Origin of the sequence: Ralstonia sp. A12, from assembly GCF_000801955.1 — a bacterium.
Lineage (GTDB): Bacteria > Pseudomonadota > Gammaproteobacteria > Burkholderiales > Burkholderiaceae > Ralstonia.
In genome coordinates this window covers 13,731-33,150 of sequence record NZ_JSZO01000008.1, presented here as the reverse complement: position 1 = coordinate 33,150, position 19,420 = coordinate 13,731, and the positions used below count along the sequence as shown (strand labels likewise).

The following is a 19,420-nucleotide window of genomic DNA, read 5'->3' as shown; positions in this document are numbered from 1 at the left end:
TATGCGTGCCGCCCGATTCTGGTGCACGTAACCTTGCGCAGCGCTTCAGTTTTTACATTTGCCGCCGATAGGGCTTGACAGGTGATCGAGCGTGCACCACGCGATTTACCCATCGCAGCGATGTAGCCGATACACTAGAAAAAAGAAAAAGCAGGCACAAACAGACGGGGGAGTGCAACGTGGACCAACTGGCTGGCGACAACCTCCGCCGGCATTCTCTCGGGCATCGTGGGCGTCGCGAGCGCGGATCATGCTGATCGCCGCGCTGGCCTGTGCCACCCTCGTTTCCATTGCGTTGATCGGCCTGTCTTGGCCGCGCCGCGACGACACGGAAGTCTCCGCCTTCATGCTGCTGGCGCTGGGTACCGCGTTGTGGAGCGGTGCGCGGCTCATGGAGGTCGTCACCTTCGACATGTCCGTGCGCGTGGGCTGGGCCAAGGTGGCCTACCTCGGGATCATGATGGTGCCGGCCGCCTGGCTGCGCCTGGTGCTCGGCCTCACACGGCCCGAGCTGAACGTGTTGCCGATCGTGCGCGCGGGCTGGGTGCTCGCGCTGCTGGTGGCCGCGGCCTTCCTGGGGCTGGTTGCCACCAACGAGCTGCATCACCTGGTCTGGCTTGATGCGCGCTTTGTCCTCATCGACGGCGTGCAGCGGGCGGTCTTTGCCCACGGGCCGATCTTCTGGGTCGGCACCGCCTACAACTACGTGCTGCTGGCAATGAGCCTGGTGCTGTTGACACTGCCCACCAGCGACGCGGTCAACGTGCTGTACGCCCACGCTGCCACGCGCACGCAGGTGCGGCTGGCGCTTGTGGGCGGGCAGTTGCTGCCGCTGGTTGCGCACCTTGCCTATCTGCAACGCTGGACCACCGCCCTGGGCGGCGATCTCACACCCGCTACCTTCGCCGTCAGCACCGCGCTGCTCGGCTGGGTCGTGCTGCGTCCGCGCTTGCGCGATACCGCTGCCTACGCGCGCGGCAAGATCATCGAAGCCATGCGTGATGGCTGTATCGTTCTGGCGCGCGACGGCACTATCGCGAGCATCAACGCGGCAGCACGCTACCTGCTGCCCACTGCACAGCTGCATGCGCTGCCGCCCGATGCGCTGAATGTGCCGAGCATCCTGCGCGAGTTTGAACGCACGCGCCTGCCCAATCGCCACCAGGTTTGGTTGCACGACACCGGTCGCACGCTGGAGATCACGCTTGAGGGGCTGAACGATGCGCGTGGCCGGCACACCGGCGTGTTCCTGCTGTTGCGCGATGTGACGGTCGAACAATTGCAGCGTGCCGGCATGGCCAGCGCCCAAGATGCGCTGCGTGGCGAGTTGCAACGTACGCAGGCCAAGCTCAGCCTGCTCGAGAACGACGTCAACCGTGACTCGCTCACGCACCTGTTCAACCGCCGCTTTTTCGAGACGCAGGCACCGCGCCTGCTGGACCATGCACGCCGCGACAATCGCCCCGTCACGCTCGCGCTGTTCGACATCGATTGCTTCAAGCAATACAACGACACGTACGGTCACCTGCAGGGCGACGACTGCCTGCGCATGGTGGCCGACACGCTGGGCATGGCGTGCCGTCACCCCGATGATTTCATCGCCCGCGTGGGTGGCGAGGAATTCATCGCCATGCTGTTTGACTTGAGCCTGGACGATGCGCGCGGTGCCGTGGCATGCGTAGTGGCCACAGTGGCCGAGCGGGCGCGCCCGCATGCGGCTTCTACCGTGGCGCAATACGTGACGCTGTCAGCCGGCGTGGTGACGGTGACCCCGGACGGTGAGCGCCTGGACGTGCTGTTCGAGCACGCGGATACGGCGCTCTATGAAGCCAAGCGCAGCGGGCGGAATACGTTGCGTTTTCACCATGCTGCGCCGGGGTTGCGCAGTGTTGTGGGTGGGGAATGAGCCAACAGCCGTGATCAGCCTGGCGGTGACTTAGGAACGCGCATCGAGAACAGCGTGTACTCCCCCACCACGGATTCGCACTGAATGCTGCCGTCAAATGCTTGCATCACGCGTCGGCAAAATGTAAGCCCAATTCCCGAGCCCTTGCTGTGCTGCTTGGTGGAGAAGAAAGGATCGAAGATGCGGCGTTGAATCGTGGGTGGAATGCCCGTCGCGCTGTCACGCACTTCCAGTACGTAGCTGTCTTCTGTTTGCCGGCACGCAATCTCGATATGTCCTTTGCGCGCGATCTGAATGGCGTGCAGTGCATTCTTCAGAAGGTTGAACAGTACGTAGACGAGTAGGGTGTCGGAGCCGATGAAACGCCAGTCGGTGCTGAACTCGTGGAGTTCTATGCGCTCTCGTTCACCGGACTGAAATGGATACTGCGCCAGCGCTGTGTCCACGCATTCGCGCAGCGAGTGGGTGGCGAAGGTGCGGCGATCCAGTTGTTCCAGGGTGACCGAAGCGAGTGCCATGTCGATAACACCATGCGCCGAAGCCACCTCGGACGAGATCGTTCCCGCCAGCTTGGACACGCGCTCCAGCATGCCTGGATGCGAAGGCGGTTGGCATAGACCGTGTTCGACCGCCAGTCGGTACCCATGGAAGAGTTCGGGCCACGCGTGTGCGATCTCTGCGGCCTGCAAGCGGATGGTCGTCAGTGGTGTTCGTACTTCGTGTGCGACGGTGGCGGCGAGCGCGTAGGGGCGCATCAGGTCGAACAGGATGATGCCCACAGCAATCGTGCCGGGCGCAATGGCAAGCGGCAACACGCCGGGCGGGTAGATCGCAACGCCATAGTTGGTCGCGTAGTCCACCGCAGATAGCGAAATCAGCCCAACGCCAAATAGGCATGTTCGCAGTCGTTTGCGTTTTTCAGCCGTGGCATTCTGCTGACCCACGTACAGCAGCCACATGCTGCGTGACACCAACGCAATGGTCTGGGCGATGTGCACCGCCTCCAACGGACCGGCCTTTGGATAGAAGCCAAAGTGGAAATGCCGTACGCCGGCAATGACCAGCTCACTACTCAGCAAGAGCGCAATGAGCATCACGTCCAGAGCGTACGCAGCCAGCAACCAGCGGTGGTCCTCTTGATGCTCCGACACGTCCGTTGCGAAGTGATAGAGCGTCGTGGGCAACACGAGAATTGCTACCCAGCCCGCTTTGGCTAGCATCTGTGCGGTGCCGATGTCGCTCGCCTGAAATAGAAACGCCCACAGCCCCTGCCATATACCGATGAGAACGGTCAGGCAGAAAAATACCCGGCCCGCTCGCGTTCGCCATCGTGTCATCAGCACATGGATGCCGCACAGCAGGAAGAGGGACGAAACAAAGATCGGTAACAGCGCGTACATGGAATTTGAGGCCACTCAGAAAGGCAAGATTCACGACGAAAAATGTCGGAAATTCTCAAACGTAGCGGTAATCGCAGGAGCGAGTAGATAAAACGCGTGTGTTTTGTCGATATTCTGTTTGAGTTGAATTTGAGGAGGCTTTAGCGCGCGGTGTTGTGCGTCGAAACAGAAATAGGGTGTATCGCGTGGGGTAATCAATTTATCTGTTACCAAGCCTAACGCGCATCGCAAGAATGGGAGTGTGTGTGGGATTTCCCGCGCATGCGTGGCTGCCGCCTGCAGCCATTTCCATTGACGGAGCACACCATGCCGACAGGCCAATCTATTGACGCAGTGGTTGAACAATACCTGCGCAACGCAGATCTTTCCGCCCCATTTTCGGCACGCCAGACTTTCCACCATGCTTTCGATGTGTATTTGAAAGACTCCAACGCTTTCGCCAACACCTATTTCTCACGCTATTTTGAATGGCAGGGTGTGGCGCGCGAGCGCTGGTTTTACGAGTGCGTCGATGCAAACCTGGTGGGCGGCAACGTGATTTTCATCACAAAGCGGGCACATCAGGAATTCGTGGAAGAAACCTTTCCTTTCCAGCGGGTCGATTGCTATCTGAATACGTTTCGTATTCGGTCGTGCTCGGCCTATCTGGTGTTTCGCTTCATGTCTGGTGGTCGGCTGGTATCGCTTGGCTACCAGCAGATCGTGATTGCCGGCGCTGACCGCAGCATCCAGCGGTTGCCCGAGCACGTCATGCAGCGTGCGAAGGACTACGAGCTGCTGGAAGTGGAGGCGTCGCTGGCAATTGCGTAATGCTGTGTTGAACCGTTGAGGTTTGGGGAAACCGCAAGGAGAACAGCGTGTATTCCCCAACCACCGACTCACATTGAATGCGGCCACCGAACGCCTGCATCACGCGGCGACAGAACATCAGGCCAACGCCGGCCCCCTTGCCGTGATGCTTGGTCGAAAAAAACGGATCGAAGATGCGGCGGAGCACCTCGGGTGGGATGCCGGTCGCGTTGTCTCGAACTTCCAGTACATACACATCGGCATCGCGCCGGACAGAGATCTCGATCTGGCCTTTCCTGGCGATCTGGATGGCGTGTAGGGCGTTCTTGATGAGGTTGAACAGCACATACATCAGCAACGTATCGGACCCAACGAAATGCCAGTCTGGGTCAAATTCACGGACATGAACCCGCTCGCGCTCGCCCGGTTGGAACGGATACTGCGACATCGTCATGGCAACACAATCGTGCAGTGAGTGCGCGCTGAACGTGCGTTTGTCCAGGCGTTCCAGCGTGACCGACGCAAGCGCCATTTCAATGATGCTGTGTGCGCTGGCAACTTCCGCGTTGATGGCGCCAGCCAATTTGGAGACGCGTTCAAGAACGGCTGGCGAAAGTGGCTCACGATCGTTGCACAGGCCATTGTCGACTGCCAGTTGGTAGCCGCGAAACAGATCGGGCCACGCGCGTGCGATCTCGCCAGCTTGCAGCCGGATGGTCGCGAGTGGCGTGCGGACTTCGTGGGCCACCGTGGCAGCCAATGCATACGGATGCATCAGATCGAACTTCACGACGCCCACCGCAATGATGCCCAGGCTGGCTGCAATGAAGATCACGCCGGGTGGATAGAACGCGACGCCATAGTTGACCGCATAGTCCGCAGCGGAAAGGGTATAGAGCCCAAGACCGAACAGGCACACCCACAGGCGTTTGCGCTTTTCCGCTGTCGCGTGCTGTTGCGCCGCATAGAGCAGCCATGCGCTGCGCAGCGCCAGCACCACTGTTTGACCAATATGAACGGCTTCCAGCGGGCCAGCTTTCGGATAGAACCCAAACGGAAAATGCCAGACGCCCGCAATCACCCAATGGGTGCCGAGCAACAGCGTGATCAATACGGCATCCAGCGTGTACGAGGCGAGAATCCAGCGGCGCTCTTCCGCCCGCTCCGCGATCTCTGCCATGAAGTGGTAGAACGCCGTCGGGACGATCAGGATGGCGATCCAGCCGAGTTTCGCCAGGATGTGCGCAACGTTGGCATCACTGGTCTGAAACAGGAACGCCCACAGCCCCTGCCAGAGGCTGGTGAGGACAGTCATGCTGAAGAACGCCAGGCTTGCACGTGTTCGACCGCGTGTGCTCAGCACATACACGCCGTAGAACAAAAACAGCGACGAGACGAAGGCGGGGAAGAGGGCGTACATGTTGGTCGGAAGCCGGCGCGATGCACCGGGCGCCAATACCGACGCAGACTGTCGGCGACCCTCAAGATTACTGGCTTTCCCTGCCTTCGCGCATGGGTTCCGATGTCACATCTTTTTCATTCTGGCTTAAATGAAATCCCAAAAAGGGCGCCCAGTAAGGACAACCCCTCCGACGGATGGGACAAAACGTACTAGACCGCTTCGATCAGCATCGCGTCGATTGCAAACGAATGATCAGGTGCCACGGCAAAGTACTGGCGTGCTTCGTCGGCGGCGCGGTCGAACAGGTCGCGGATGGCATCGGCGCGCACCTGCGGCGTGCGGATGCGGGCAATCCACGAATCAAAGGACATCGTCAGCTTCCAGGTGCGCGGTGTGCCCGGTTGGAAACCGGCTTCGGTCAGCATGGCTTGCCATTCGGAGACACGGTAGTCACGCACGTGCGACGCATCGCGCAGCACCTCGGCGGTTTGCAGCAAGGTGTCGAGCAGCGGGGTTTCCGGCGCAATGATGTCGACGATGACGAGCTTGCCGCCGGGTTTGAGCACGCGGCGCGCCTCGGCCAGCCCGGCGCGTACGTCGTACCAATGGTGGGCGGAGAAACGCGTGGCGACGATGTCGAACGCACCGTCGTCGAAAGGCAGGTGTTCTGCGCGGGCGGCCTGCGTATGCAGTTGCTTGATGCCGTGCTTGGCAGCTTCAGCGGCCACCACGGCCAGCATGTCTTCTGACAGATCGGCAGCCACCAGAGCCGCCACATGCGGTGCCATGGCAAAGCTCACGTGCCCGCCGCCACAGCCGAGGTCGAGCACCTTGGCATGCGGCATCGATTGCGCCAGCGCAGCCAGCGCCTCCAGGTCGGCACCCTGGGCGTGTACGGCGCTGGTCAGATAGGCCTGGGCCACCTGGCCGAATTGCTGGTCGACGAGTCGATGCTGCTGCATGGCTGCTCCTTTGTTCTTGTGGGGACGAGGAGCGGCCAGTGTAGGAGCGTGACCCGTGCAGCGAAATTCGTGATTGGCGAAATGGGGTATCGCGCGAGAACTCCGGGGGAACGCGCGGATTGCCTTAGACGAAGCGGAACAGTTGCGCTGGCGTATCGACCAGCACTTGCTTGCGGTCGGCCGCGTTGGGCAGCAGTACGTCAAGGAAGGCCCACATCTTGTCGTAGCTGATCTGCGATTCGAACTGCGTGTGCGGCCAGTCGCTACCCCAGACCAGACGGTCCAGGCCTAGGGCATCTTTCAGGCGTGGCATGGCGGCTTGGGCGATGGCTTCTCCGCGCCCGTTGGTTCCGTTGCGGTAAGCGCCAGAAATCTTGACCCACACGCGGCGCGTGCGGCCGGCAGCGAGCAATGCACCAAAGCCGGGGTCGTCCACACCCAGCTCGGGGTTGGGGCGGCCAAAGTGGTCGACCACCACGTTGACCTGCGCTTCCAGAAGCGGTTGCAGCAGTGCGGGCAAGCGGCGTGCCTCCACGTGCAGCTCCACATGCCAGCCGAGCGCATGCAGGCGTGCCAACGCGGCCTGCCACACGGGCGATTTCAACTGCGGGTCTGGCGCGCCAATCAGGTTCAGACGGATGCCGACGATGCCCTCGGTATTCATCTGCGTGAGCAAGGTTTCGGGCGCTGTCGGATCGATCACCGCCACGCCGCGCAGACGCTGTGGTGCCTGTTTGAGCGCGGCGAGCAGATAGCTGTTGTCGGTGCCCAGAAAGCTCGGCTGGATCAGCACGCCGTTCGACAGGCCATGCGCGTCGAGTTGTGCGAGATACGCCGACAGCGGTGCGTCATAGCCCGGCGCATAACGGCGCGCATTGGCCAGCGGCAGGCCGCGCTCGAACACGTGCGCGTGGGTATCGATGCCGGTGATGCGTGGTGTGCTCGATGTGGAAACGTCGCGCGTGCCAGTGGCGGCGCATCCGGCGAGGGCGGTGGAACCTAGCATGGCAAGCAACCCGGTGTTGAAGGCACGGCGTGTGGGCATGGGGTCTCCTGGCGGCGACGGGTGAAGAGCGTCGTCATGATCTTGTGATGGGTGTTCAGGCCGTGACAGCGGCGAGATCGCGGCCACGTGTTTCAGGCAGCATCAGCACGGCCAGCGCGACGATCGAATACGCGATGGCCGCATCAATGCCGATGGCGGTGCCGAGCGACATCGACGCGCTCATCTTGCCTACCAGCACCGGAAACGCGGCGGACACCACGCGGCCGAAGTTGTAGCAAAAGCCCACGCCCGTGCCGCGCACGCCGTGCGGATACAGCTCGTTGAACAGCGCGCCCATGCTGGCCGGAATACCGGCGGCAAAGAAGCCCAGCGGAAAGCCCAGCACCAGCATTGCGCCGTCAGACAACGGCACCAGCAGGTACACCAGCACGGTGACCACGCAGCAGCACGAGAACAGCAGGATGTTGCCGCGACGGCCGATCACGTCCAGCAGCCATGCGCTGGCCACACAGCCGCACCAGAACGCGAAGATGATCACCGCCAGATAGCCGCCCGTGCCGAGCACCGACAGGTGGCGCTCCGTCTTCAGATAGGTCGGCAGCCACGTCATCAGCGCGTAGTAGCCGCCGTGCGCGCCCACGCCGAGCAGCCCACCGATCAGCGTCATGCGCAGCACCTGCGGGCGGAAGATGTCGAGCAGCGGAAAGCGTGACACCGGCATTGCGTCTGCTTTCGCTTCCGTTTTGGCAACCACGGGCTCCTGCACGCCCCGGCGGATGTAGATGATGAGTAGCGCCGGCAGCAGACCCGCGGCAAACATCACGCGCCAGGCAAGGTCCGGTTCGATGAAGGAGTACGTGAGCGCATACAACAGCACTGCCGCGCCCCAGCCCACGGCCCATGCACTCTGCACGGTGCCCATGGCTTTGCCGCGGTGGCTGGCGCGAATGCTCTCGGCCATCAGCACGGCGCCCGCGGCCCATTCCCCGCCAAAACCGAAACCCTGGATGGCCTTGAGCACCAGGAATTGCTCAAAGTTCTGCGCAAAGGCCGAGGCGAATGTGGCGATCGAGAACCACAGTACCGTGATCTGCAGCGTGCGCACGCGGCCGAAGCGGTCGGTCAACGCACCGGCAATCCAGCCGCCCAGCGCGGATGCCACCAGCGTGACGCCCGACACCAGCCCGGCTTCGGTCTTGTCGATGTGCCACGCCGCGATGATGGTGGGAATGACGAGGCTGAACATCTGCACGTCGAGCGCATCGAGTGCCCAGCCGCCAAAGCACGCCCAGAAGGTGCGCTTCTCCCCTTTTGAAATCTCTTTGAACCAGCCGAACATGCGGTCTCCTCCGGGTGACGTGGGCAACGCTCAGAAATCGCATTGCTCTAGTCATCTATATGAATAGAGGAATTCTAGGGCTGGCAGTGAGGCGACGCAGTTGGTGTTAACCCGTGCGGAAGAACTAGGCGATGTCGTTGCGGGCGTGGACCAACGTCGCAAGGCGGGCTTGCACGGCCGGATCATCGAGCACCGCATCTGCCGGCCCCGGCAGCCGGCGGCGCCAGTTGGGATGCGTGTGGATGGTGCTCGGCAGGTTCGGCTGCTCCGGCAGGCCGAGCAGGTCTTCCATCGGCACGATGGTGAGCGGCAGGGGCGCCGCGGCGGTATACGCCGTGGCCGCGGTGGCGAAATCGTCTGCCGTGGCGGTGAGGATGGCGGCAGCGTCAGCGGCGTTTGCCGTGCTGGCCGCTTCCAGCGCGGTCAGCAAGGTGGCGGTCGCCAGGTTCTGGCGCGTGAAGGCTTCCACCAGCGCATGCCGATCCGCCATGCGGTGCACGCGGGCCTGCGCTGCATCCACGCCGGCGGGCAGCAGCCCGAGTTTGCTTTGCCACTGCAGGTCGCGGCCGACCCACCAGCCGGCCAGCGTGGAAAGATCGTGCGTGCTGGTCATCGCCACCGAGGTGCGCGCCCAGTCTTGCGGCGGGCGGAACGGGTGATGGGCCACATCCTCCTCGCGCTCGAACCAGAGGATGCGCATGCCGAGCAGGCCGGTGTCGGCCAACTGCCCGCGCAGTCCGCCCGGCACGGTGCCGAGGTCTTCACCGATGACGATGCAGCGGTTGCGCCACGACTCCAACGCAATCAGCCGCAGCAGGTCCTGCAGCGGGTAGCGCAGGTACACACCATCCAGCGCGGATGCCCCCGCCGGAATCACCCACAGTCGCATCAGCCCGAGCACATGGTCAATGCGTACGCCACCGGGCGTGGACATCACCGCGCGCAGCATCTCGATGAAGGCGGAGAAACCCTGTGCGTGCATGGCACGCGGGCTGAACGTGGTGAGGCCCCAGTTCTGCCCTTGCGTGTTGAAGAGGTCGGGCGGCGCGCCCACCGTCACGCCAATCAGCACGTCCTGCTGGCGGCTCCACACATGGCTGCCAGCGCTGTCGGTGCCGATGGCCAAATCGGCAATCAGGCCGATGGCCATGCCGGCGTCTTCTGCACTGCGCTGAGCGGCAGCCAACTGGCGCGCGGCCACCCACTGCAGGAACAGGTGGAAGTTGACGGCATCTGCATGCTCACGGGCAAACGCGTGCGCCGCTGGGTTGGATGGCGATTGGTACGCCGCAGGCCATTGCTTCCAATGCCACGTTTGCGGATCTTGTGCGCGCACGTGAGCATCGAGCGCTTCGCAATGCGCGTGGTCGAGCAGGCTTTGGCCACGCACGGTGCAGAACGTTTGGAAATCTTGGTGCAGCCGCCTGGCGGCTTCATCGCCTGCGGCAATCTGTTGCTGCATCTGTTGATGCAATGCACGCAGCACCGTCAGTCGAGCCGTGGCACTGACGGGCCAGTCGATCAGCTCTGCGGTTTCCAGCCGCGCGTAAATGTCAGTCAGGCCGCAGTCCACGACGGCGTGCCGAACGGCCTGCTCGTCGAACAGCGCGACAGGGTCGATCATCATCGCGTTGAGGAACAGCCGGCTTGACGGCGAATACGGCGAGTAGCGATGTGGGTCTGCGCTGAACATGGCGTGGACTGGGCTCAAGGCCAGCGCATCGGCGCCGCGTTGCGCGAGGCTGCGCGCTAGTGCGCCTGCGTTTGCGTAACTACCCAGCCCGGCAGAGAGCGACGCCAACTCGCTGGCAGCACGAAGCCCATAGAGCTGTGCTGAGCTGCCCCACAGGCGTGCGTCCGGCGCCCGTCCACGCACTTTCAACGCATCGGCCACGGCGTAGCAGCGCGGTGGCGCAATGGCGAGTGTGGCCTCGATGCTGCCGCCCGCTCCCGTGTCGATGCGCAACCGGTGATAGCCGGCTTTGGGGATGGGCGCGAGTTGCAGCATGGTGCGGTTGCGGTTGGCCCCGACGGTACTTTCGACGATGCCGCTGCCGTGTTCGTAGTCGATACGGTAGGGCCGACCCGCCAGCACGGCCTGCCGGTTTGGTGCGGTCTCCAGCTCGATGGGTTGGCCGACCACGCCGGTGATCAGCGCCGGCACGGTCAAGTTGTCGGCTTCGGCCTGCAGATGCGCGTGGCTGTCTGCGACCTCTGCAGCGGTGGTGGCAGGCAGACCCAGGCAGTCCAGCACGGTGCGCAGTACGTCGTCGCTCACGGACATGGTGTTGCCGGCAGCATCTTCCCACTCGACTTGCAGACCCGCCTGCGCAGCGAGCGCATGCAGTGCGTCGTTGGATGCGTAGGGCGCGTGGTTCATGGCGAGGGCTCAGTCCGAGGGCTGCGTTAGCAGGGCGATGCAGGCATGTGCTGGCACTTGATGCGTGGCCAGCGTGGCGGCAGCACCGTCGCGCGATTCATAGAGCAGGTCCGATGGGTTGCCGGCCAATGCCGTCGGCAGCGACACCGGCTGTGCCCCCAGGTTGACCGCGAGTGTCAGCACGCTGCCGTCGCCGAGCCGCCAGCGCCCCATCGCACCTGTGATGCCGAGCGGTACGGCATCCAACGCGCGCGCGCCCACCAGGCGCGGCACGATTTGCGCGTGGCGTAGCGCCAGCAACCGGTGCGTGCGGTTGAGCCAGGCGAGGTGCTCGGGGTTGGTGAGCTCGGCCTCGCCGGGCCAGGACGCCTGGTAGGTGCGCTCGTCGTTCGGGTCGGGAATGCGCTCGCGCTTGAGCGGATCGGAGAACGCAGAGAACCGCCCGAACTCGCGCCGCCGGCCTTCGCGCACCGCATCTGCCAGTGCGCCGTGGTGGCTGGTGAAGTAATAGAACGGCCGCAGACTGCCCCACTCCTCGCCCATGAACAGCAGGGGGATCTGCGGGCAGAGCAGTAGCAGCGCTTGCGCGGCGTGCAAGGCTTCCGGGTGCGCGAGGCGCGTGAGTCGTTCACCGAGCGGCCGGTTGCCGACCTGATCGTGGTTCTGCAGATACAGCACGAAGGCGGTGGGCGGCAGCGTGCCACTGGGCTCGCCACGAGGCGCGCCGTTGTGCAACGGAGATGGCTCGCCCTGGTAGCAGAAGCCTTCTTGCAGCACGCGTGCCAAGCGCTTGGCTGGCGCATCTGCATAGGCGGCGTAATACGCTTCATGCTCACCCGTGAGCAGGGCGTGCAGCGCGTGGTGGCCGTCGTCGTTCCACTGCGCTTCAAACGGGCCAGTCGCATCCACCGCTTGACCACTTGGCGCAGTGGCCAACGTTGTCGTACCCCGCAGTAGTGATGCAGCGTTGTTCTCGTTCTCCAGCACAAGGTGCACGTAGCGCCCGGGCTCCACGGCCTGGCGCACGCGCGCGGCAAGCTCGCCCAGCCAGTCGCGTTCACCAATGGCCTGCACGGCGTCCAGGCGCAGGCCGTCGAAGCGGTATTCCATCAGCCACATCAGCGCGTTCTGGATGAAGAATTCGCGCACGGTCGGCTGGCGGAAATCGAACGCGGCGCCCCAGGGCGTGTGTGCGCCTTTGTGGAAGAAGCGGCGCGCGTAGTGCACCAGGTAGTTGCCGTCAGGTCCGAAGTGGTTGTAGACCACGTCCAGGAAGACCATCAGCCCGAGGCCATGCGCGGTGTCGATCAGCGCCTTGAGTTCGTCGGGCGAGCCGTAGCTGGCGTCCGGCGCGAACGGCAGCACGCCGTCGTAGCCCCAGTTGCGTGCGCCCGGAAACTCCGCCAGCGGCATCAGTTCGATGGCCGTAACCCCCAGGCGCGCCAGCTCGGGCAGCCGCGCACGGACGCCGTTGAAGCCACCCATGGCGCCGACGTGCAACTCGTACAGCACGGTCTCGTGCCAGGGCCGGCCTTGCCAGTCGGCGTGGCGCCAAAGGTAGCGTGCCGGGTCGACCACCAGGCTGGGGCCGTAAAGGTCTTGCCATTGTGCGCGGGCTGCCGGGTCGGGCACGGTGAGGGTCACACCATTACGGTCGGTCACGCGGTATCGGTAGCCCAAGCCGGCGCCGATCGGTGCGACGGCCGCGTACCAGCCGTCGGGTTCAGCCTCCATGCGGATGGTGTTGTCGCCGCTGCGGTCATGGCCGGCGTCGATTTCGATCCACGCCTCGGTGGCGTCGGGTGCCCACAGGCGGAAACGCGTGCGATCCGGCCCGAGGCAGGTGGCGCCAAACGGCAGGTCATGCGTGAAGCGTGCGCGGGGTACGGGTTGTGACATGGGTACTGCAGCATTCATGGCGTGGGTTCCGGGCGATCGTCGATAGGGCCGACAGGGGTGAGCGAGGTGGTGGCGTCGTTTGCAAGCTCAGGTTCTACCCCAAGCAGGCGCCGTGCCGCACGCACAAGGCCGACCAGTGGAACCGGCAGCCAGGCCGGCCGGCTGGCGGTGTCCGCATCAAGGTGGCGGGCCGCGTCTTCCAGCAGGAACAGGTTGAGCAGTTCCGGGTGGATCGGGCATCCGCCGGCAGCCGCGTAGGTCTGCAGGAAGTGCTCCGCAGCGGCGGCGCGAAAGCGTTCGAGCAGTTGATCGCGACGCTCCTGCACTGGCCCCGTTACGTGCTCGGGGCCTTGCCGCATGGCCTCCACGACATCGTCCAGCGAATGGAGCAGGCTGGCCACGTCGCGCAGCGGGCTGTCCTTGCGGCGCCGCACCTCCCCCGGCAATGCCGGGTCGCCGCCAAAGTTGACCAGGAATGCGTCGCCTTGCGAGACGAGGACCTCGTCGAGGTGGAAATCGCCATGCAGGCGCGACAGTGTGGCACCCAGTCCGGCCTGGGCCGATGCGCTGATGGCAGCCGGCAAGGCGTCACGTTGCAGCAGCAACCACTCGGCGGGTTCATGCGGGGCGTGTGCGTCTTGCCACGTCTCCACGTGGTTCAGCGCCTGCGTGACGTGCTCGCGCACGCGCGCTGACCAGTTGCGTACATCGTCGGTATCTGCGGGGCGTGTTCCGAAGCGTGGGTCGTCGCTCGGTTGTGCCAGCAAGGCATGCAGCTCGCCCAGGCGCGTGCCGATGGCGCCGATCTGCGCGAGGTAGCTCGCCAGTGCTTCGTTGGTGTCGGTGCGCGATTCCAGGGCAGCGATGGGCGCCACGGGCGCGACTTCGCCGTCGCCGGTGGACACGGCCTCCGCCTGCACGGCCAACTCGTCGATCGTGCGGCGCAGATAGTCGAGCACCCAGTTCCAGGCATTGCCCTGGTTGGGCACGTAGCGCTGCAAGACCGCCAGCGTGGCAGGTTCGCCCACGGGGCCCGCGTGCGTGATCTCGCCGATGAGTGCGGCGGTGTTGGTGTAGCCGGCGCGGGTGAGGTGGCGCGTCATCTCCGCCTCCGGATGCGTGCCCGGGCAGACGCGCCGCATCAGTTTGACTATCACCACATCGTCGATCACCAATGTGCTGTAAGACTGCTCCGGGGCCAGCCACTGCACGTGCGCGTCGGGTGCCAGCGGCAAGCTGGCCTCGGGTGGGGCGGTTTCGGCCGATTCGGCAATGCCGGGTTCCGGCAGGAAATGCACCGTGCCGTCGCTGGCTTGCAGGGTGGCACCACGCACCAAGTTGGCAAGCAACGCACGGGCGAAGGTTTCGGTGGTGAAGGCATCGGTCAGGTAGCCGACGTGGCGGCCGCGGCGCACGCGGGCAAGCGCCAGTTGCACCGGCAGCGCGGGCAGGGTGGTGGACTCCCACGCAATCGACAGGGGTAGCAGATAGCGCTCGATGCGCTCCACGCCATCCGCGTCGCCCAGCGTGACGACGACTTCGTTGAAGAACACCTCCGGTCGTGTCGCGCCCGCCAGCGGCCGGTTGGTGGACGACGCATCCACCGGCACCGCAGCGCCCCAGGCGAACTGGGCACTGCGTAGCACTTCCCCGTTATGCAGCACATCACCGCCGTGCGGTGCGTTCCCGTGGCCGGCAAACCAGCGGCGCATCGGCAGGTAGGTGGGCAACACCTCGCGTTCGATCGACTGGCGATGGGCTTCGCGCTGGCGCGTGTCGGACAGCGTATCCAGCCCCGAGCGCAAGACCAGTGTGATGAACTCTGGCAACTGCTCGGCGGCCGGTTGCGCCCAGCTCGGGCCCGGCTCGTTTTCACGCAGCTCCAGCCAGAAGAAGGCATAGGGCTGCAGCGTCAGCAGATACGGCAGTTGCCCGACGGGCGGGAACGCCGTGCCGCCAATCAGCTCGATCGGCACGCGCTGCGCGTAGTTCGACAGATCCAGTTCCACCGCCTGCGAAGCGCGGGACAGATTCGCCACGCACAGCATCGGTGGTTCATCTTCCAGCGCGCGAATGTAGGCCAGCACCTTGCGGTTGGACGGCTGGAGAAAGTGGATGCTGCCGCGCCCGAACACGCGATGCTGCTTGCGCGTGGCCAGCAGGCGCCGCGTCCAGTTGAGCAGCGAGTGCGCGTCGCGGCTTTGCGCCTCGACGTTCACCGATTCATACCCATACAGCGAGCCCATGATGGCCGGCAGCACGAGCTGCTCCGGGTCGGCACGCGAGAAGCCGCCGTTGCGGTCAGGCGACCACTGCATCGGCGTGCGCACGCCGTCGCGGTCGCCCAGGTGGATGTTGTCGCCCATGCCGATCTCGTCACCGTAGTACATGACGGGCGTGCCGGGCATCGAGAACAGCAGACTGTTCATCAGCTCGACCCGGCGTCGATCGCGCTCCAGCAGTGGCGCCAGGCGGCGGCGGATGCCCAGGTTCAGGCGTGCGCGGCGGTCGCTGGCGTAGACCTCCCACAGGTAGTCGCGCTCGGCGTCGGTCACCATTTCGAGGGTCAGCTCGTCATGGTTGCGCAGGAAGATCGCCCATTGGCACGTGTTGGGCACCTCCGGCGTCTGCCGCATGATGTCGGTGATCGGGAAGCGGTCTTCGCGCGCAATCGCCATGTACATGCGCGGCATCAGCGGAAAGTGGAAGGCCATGTGGCATTCGTCACCGGCACCGAAGTATTCCTGCGTATCTTCGGGCCACTGGTTGGCCTCGGCCAGCAGCAGGCGGTGCTTGAACTCGGCATCCATGGCGGCGCGCAGCTTGCGCAGCACCTCGTGCGTTTCGGGTAGGTTTTCGTTGGAGGTGCCTTCGCGTTCCACCAGGTAGGGCACGGCATCCAGCCGCAGGCCGTCCACGCCCAGGTTCAGCCAGAACTTCATCACGCCAATCACCGCTTTGAGCACGCGCGGGTTGTCGAAGTTGAGATCGGGCTGGTGGGAATAGAAGCGGTGCCAGTAGTAGGCCTTGGCCACCGGGTCCCACGTCCAGTTGGAGGGCTCGCTATCGATGAAGATGATGCGCGTGCCGGCGTACTTCTTGTCGTGGTCGGACCACACGTAGAAGTCGCGCAGTGCCGAACCCGGCTTGGCGCGCCGTGCACGCTGGAACCACGGGTGCTGGTCCGACGTGTGGTTGATGACCAGCTCGGTGATGACGCGCAGGCCGCGTGCGTGCGCCTCGGTCATGAAGCGGCGCACGTCAGCCATGCTGCCGTAGTCGGGGTGAACTCCGCGGTACTCGGCGATGTCGTAGCCGTCATCGCGCCGCGGCGAAGGGTAGAACGGCAGCAGCCAAATGACGTCCACGCCCAACTCGGCGATGTAGTCGAGCCTGGAGATCAGGCCAGGGAAGTCACCGATGCCGTCGTTGTCCGAATCGCAGAACGACTTGACGTGCAACTGGTAGATGACGGCGTCCTTGTACCAGAGCGGGTCATCCACCAGCAGCGCGGTCGGGTTGCGCGTCATGACAGGAGATCCTCCATGAGCCGGCGCTGCACCAGACGGCGAACGTGCGTTCGACCAGAGAGCGTGATGCGGTCGGCGCGCGGCGGGTTGGCGAATTCAGTACCTGTGCAAATGCCGTGCCTGCAGGGTTGCAGCCCGCGCGTGGCCTGCCAAGCCCGCAGATTTCAAGGGGGGCGGCATGGGTGGCGGCTCGCCTCCAGGGTGCGTCGTGCGCAGCTTGCTCGCGGGTTTGTAATTTTTGGGCCAGAGCGTGCCCAGCAAGCTGTCACCGCATCGGTGTATAATAGAATTTAGTAATCGAATTGATCGTATCAATCAATTTGTACAATATGGCGGGTCACGATACGATCACTCCCGTCGTCAACCCAACCAACCCAACCACTATGTCGCTGATCAATACTCAGGTCCAACCGTTCAAGGCCCAAGCTTTCCACAACGGCAAGTTCATCGAAGTCTCGGATGAGTCGCTCAAGGGCAAGTGGTCCGTGCTGATTTTCATGCCGGCCGCATTCACCTTCAACTGCCCGACCGAAGTGGAAGACGCTGCTGACAACTACGCAGAATTCCAAAAGGCTGGCGCTGAGGTCTACATCGTCACGACCGACACGCACTTCTCGCACAAGGTGTGGCACGAAACGTCGCCGGCCGTGGGCAAGGCCCAGTTCCCGCTGGTGGGCGATCCGACCCACGCCCTGACCAACGCTTTCGGCGTGCACATTCCGGAAGAAGGCCTGGCCCTGCGCGGCACGTTCGTGATCGACCCGCAAGGCACGATCAAGACGCTGGAAGTGCACGACAACGCCATCGCCCGTGACGTGAAGGAAACCCTGCGCAAGCTCAAGGCTGCTCAGTTCGTCGCCAACAACCCGGGCAACGTGTGCCCGGCCAAGTGGAACGAAGGCGCGAAGACCATCAAGCCGTCGCTGGACCTGGTCGGCAAGATCTAAGAGAACCTGCCCACGGTCCTACTGCGCGTCCCGATCTTGGCTCTGCGATGCTCGCCGTACCCACGTACGGCTGCGCTTCTCGAACCAGCCTCGGGCCGCTCGCTACGGACCGTGAACAGGTTCTAAGCGGCTTCGCCGCTTGACCGCAGCGGCCGGCACTGCCGGCCGTTTGCTTAAGGGCGGCGGCATGTGTCGCCTCCCGTTACAGATTCAAAAACGAACAAAGGAAGTCGTCATGCTGGATGCTGATGTCAAGGCCCAACTGAAGGCCTACCTCGAACGCCTCGTGCAGCCCATTGAGCTGGTCGCCAACGTCGATGACAGCGAGGGCTCCGGCGACATGATGGACCTGCTGCGTGATGTGGCCGAGCAGTCCAACATGATCACGCTGACCGAACAACGCGACGCTGCGGAACGCGCGCCGTCGTTCCTGATCCGCCGCACCGGCTCCGATGTGAGCGTGCGTTTTGCCGCGATCCCGACCGGCCACGAGTTCACCTCGCTCGTGCTGGCGCTGCTGCAAGTGGGCGGCTATGCGCCCAAGCTTGAAGCCGACGTCATCGAACAGATTCGCAATATCGAAGGGGATTTCCGCTTCGAGACCTACATGTCGCTCACGTGCCAGAACTGCCCGGACGTGGTCCAGGCGCTGAACGTGATGTCGGTGATCAACCCGCGCATCCAGCACGTCGCCATTGACGGGGCGCTGTATCAGGACGAGATCGAGCAGCGCAAGATCATGGCCGTGCCGACCGTCTTCCTGAACGGCGAAACGTTTGGGTCGGGCCGCATGGGCGTGGAAGAAATCCTCGCCAGGATCGACACCGGTGCCGCTGCGCGTGACGCTGAGAAGCTTGCTGCCAAGGACCCGTACGAAGTGCTGATCGTCGGCGGTGGCCCCGCTGGCGCGGCTGCAGCCGTGTACGCAGCGCGCAAGGGCGTGCGCACCGGCGTGGTGGCCGAGCGCTTTGGCGGTCAGGTGCTGGACACGCTGGCCATCGAAAACTTCGTCTCCGTGCAAGAGACCGAAGGGCCGAAGTTTGCCGCCGCGCTGGAGCAGCACGTGCGCCAGTACGAGGTCGACATCATGAACGCGCAGCGCGCGGTCAAGCTCACGCCGGCCGATGCGCCGGGCGGCTTTGCTGAGGTGACGCTGGCCAATGGCGCGGTGCTCAAGGGCCGTTCGATCATCCTGTCGACCGGTGCGCGCTGGCGCAACGTGGGTGTGCCTGGTGAGCAGGAATACAAGAACAAGGGAGTAGCCTATTGCCCGCACTGCGATGGCCCCCTGTTCAAGGGCAAGCGCGTGGCAGTCATTGGCGGTGGCAACTCGGGCGTGGAAGCGGCCATCGATCTGGCCGGCTTGGTTGCCCACGTCACACTGCTGGAATTCGGTGATCAGCTCCGCGCCGATGCCGTGCTGGTGCGCAAGCTGCAAAGCTTGCGGAACGCGACCATCGTCACCAACGCGCAGACCACCGAGATCACCGGCAACGGTGAGAAGGTCAACGGCCTGCGCTATACGGACCGCACGAACGGCACGCAACATGACGTCGTGCTGGAAGGCGTGTTCGTGCAGATCGGTCTGGTGCCCAACACCGAATGGCTGGATGGTGTGGTGGAGCGCAACCGCTTTGGCGAGATCGTTGTCGATGCACGCGGCCACACCAACGTGCCCGGCGTGTTCGCGGCTGGCGATTCGACCACGACGCCGTACAAGCAGATCATCATTGCCACCGGTGATGGTGCCAAGGCTGCGCTGTCGGCGTTCGACCACCTGATTCGGGTGCCGCTGGCTGAAGCTGCCTAAGGTTCAAAGCACGTCGTACGAAGCCGGACTGCGCGATCAGCGGGTCCGGC

At 64.0% G+C, this 19,420-nt stretch carries 12 protein-coding genes; 4 read left to right on the top strand and 8 right to left on the bottom strand.

Annotated features, from left to right (window positions below):
• Positions 1 to 250: 250 nt before the first annotated feature.
• A complete protein-coding gene (locus tag PI87_RS12005; protein WP_039597942.1) occupies positions 251 to 1,906 on the top strand; it encodes a GGDEF domain-containing protein in 1,656 nt (551 codons plus the stop codon).
• Between the two features lie 14 nt (positions 1,907 to 1,920).
• Here PI87_RS12005 and PI87_RS12000 read toward each other — a convergent pair whose 3' ends face one another.
• Entirely contained in the window at positions 1,921 to 3,306 is a 1,386-nt protein-coding gene (locus tag PI87_RS12000) for a sensor histidine kinase (RefSeq protein ID WP_039597941.1), read from the bottom strand.
• A 306-nt stretch (positions 3,307 to 3,612) separates the two neighbouring features.
• On the opposite strand from PI87_RS12000, the gene PI87_RS11995 reads away from it, so the two are divergent.
• Complete coding sequence (locus PI87_RS11995; protein WP_039597940.1) at positions 3,613 to 4,116, top strand: acyl-CoA thioesterase; 504 nt, start codon at positions 3,613 to 3,615, stop codon at positions 4,114 to 4,116.
• Here the strand turns inward: PI87_RS11995 and PI87_RS11990 are convergent.
• The 7 genes from PI87_RS11990 to treS all read right to left on the bottom strand — a co-directional run bounded on the left by PI87_RS11990 (position 4,055) and on the right by treS (position 16,613).
• On the bottom strand, positions 4,055 to 5,515 hold the full coding sequence (locus PI87_RS11990; protein ID WP_084209937.1) for a sensor histidine kinase: 1,461 nt from the start codon (positions 5,513 to 5,515) through the stop codon (positions 4,055 to 4,057). The genes PI87_RS11995 and PI87_RS11990 overlap by 62 nt on opposite strands.
• Positions 5,516 to 5,706: 191 nt before the next feature.
• Positions 5,707 to 6,459 carry a class I SAM-dependent methyltransferase gene (locus PI87_RS11985; protein WP_039597939.1) on the bottom strand — a complete coding sequence of 251 codons (753 nt, stop codon included), beginning with the start codon at positions 6,457 to 6,459 and terminating at the stop codon, positions 5,707 to 5,709.
• 124 nt (positions 6,460 to 6,583) lie between these two features.
• Positions 6,584 to 7,504, bottom strand: coding sequence for an amidohydrolase family protein (locus PI87_RS11980; RefSeq protein ID WP_039597938.1), 921 nt, complete (start codon positions 7,502 to 7,504; stop codon positions 6,584 to 6,586).
• A 55-nt stretch (positions 7,505 to 7,559) separates the two neighbouring features.
• Positions 7,560 to 8,804: an MFS transporter gene (locus tag PI87_RS11975; protein ID WP_039597937.1), complete on the bottom strand. Its 1,245-nt coding sequence runs from the start codon at positions 8,802 to 8,804 to the stop codon at positions 7,560 to 7,562.
• Positions 8,805 to 8,928: 124 nt separating this feature from the next.
• A complete protein-coding gene (gene malQ / locus PI87_RS11970) occupies positions 8,929 to 11,184 on the bottom strand; it encodes a 4-alpha-glucanotransferase (RefSeq protein WP_039597936.1) in 2,256 nt (751 codons plus the stop codon).
• A 9-nt stretch (positions 11,185 to 11,193) separates the two neighbouring features.
• Entirely contained in the window at positions 11,194 to 13,083 is a 1,890-nt protein-coding gene (treZ, locus tag PI87_RS11965) for a malto-oligosyltrehalose trehalohydrolase (RefSeq protein ID WP_039597935.1), read from the bottom strand.
• A gap of 14 nt (positions 13,084 to 13,097) precedes the next feature.
• Entirely contained in the window at positions 13,098 to 16,613 is a 3,516-nt protein-coding gene (gene treS / locus PI87_RS11960) for a maltose alpha-D-glucosyltransferase (protein WP_052321495.1), read from the bottom strand.
• Between the two features lie 383 nt (positions 16,614 to 16,996).
• On the opposite strand from treS, the gene ahpC reads away from it, so the two are divergent.
• Together ahpC and ahpF are read left to right on the top strand one after the other, a co-directional pair.
• Entirely contained in the window at positions 16,997 to 17,560 is a 564-nt protein-coding gene (gene ahpC, locus PI87_RS11955; protein WP_039597934.1) for an alkyl hydroperoxide reductase subunit C, read from the top strand.
• A 235-nt stretch (positions 17,561 to 17,795) separates the two neighbouring features.
• Positions 17,796 to 19,370 carry an alkyl hydroperoxide reductase subunit F gene (ahpF, locus tag PI87_RS11950; RefSeq protein WP_039597933.1) on the top strand — a complete coding sequence of 525 codons (1,575 nt, stop codon included), beginning with the start codon at positions 17,796 to 17,798 and terminating at the stop codon, positions 19,368 to 19,370.
• Positions 19,371 to 19,420: the final 50 nt, after the last annotated feature.

Bases quoted from the DNA above. Each gene is read 5' to 3' on its own strand.
- ahpF (WP_039597933.1), top strand. From the start codon at position 17,796: ATGCTGGATGCTGATGTCAAGGCCCAACTGAAGGCCTACCTCGAACGC.
- PI87_RS12000 (WP_039597941.1), bottom strand. From the start codon at position 3,306: ATGTACGCGCTGTTACCGATCTTTGTTTCGTCCCTCTTCCTGCTGTGC.
- PI87_RS11975 (WP_039597937.1), bottom strand. From the start codon at position 8,804: ATGTTCGGCTGGTTCAAAGAGATTTCAAAAGGGGAGAAGCGCACCTTC.
- PI87_RS11995 (WP_039597940.1), top strand. From the start codon at position 3,613: ATGCCGACAGGCCAATCTATTGACGCAGTGGTTGAACAATACCTGCGC.
- treS (WP_052321495.1), bottom strand. From the start codon at position 16,613: ATGACGCGCAACCCGACCGCGCTGCTGGTGGATGACCCGCTCTGGTAC.
- ahpC (WP_039597934.1), top strand. From the start codon at position 16,997: ATGTCGCTGATCAATACTCAGGTCCAACCGTTCAAGGCCCAAGCTTTC.
- PI87_RS11990 (WP_084209937.1), bottom strand. From the start codon at position 5,515: ATGTACGCCCTCTTCCCCGCCTTCGTCTCGTCGCTGTTTTTGTTCTAC.
- malQ (WP_039597936.1), bottom strand. From the start codon at position 11,184: ATGAACCACGCGCCCTACGCATCCAACGACGCACTGCATGCGCTCGCT.
- PI87_RS11980 (WP_039597938.1), bottom strand. From the start codon at position 7,504: ATGCCCACACGCCGTGCCTTCAACACCGGGTTGCTTGCCATGCTAGGT.
- PI87_RS11985 (WP_039597939.1), bottom strand. From the start codon at position 6,459: ATGCAGCAGCATCGACTCGTCGACCAGCAATTCGGCCAGGTGGCCCAG.
- treZ (WP_039597935.1), bottom strand. From the start codon at position 13,083: ATGTCACAACCCGTACCCCGCGCACGCTTCACGCATGACCTGCCGTTT.
- PI87_RS12005 (WP_039597942.1), top strand. From the start codon at position 251: ATGCTGATCGCCGCGCTGGCCTGTGCCACCCTCGTTTCCATTGCGTTG.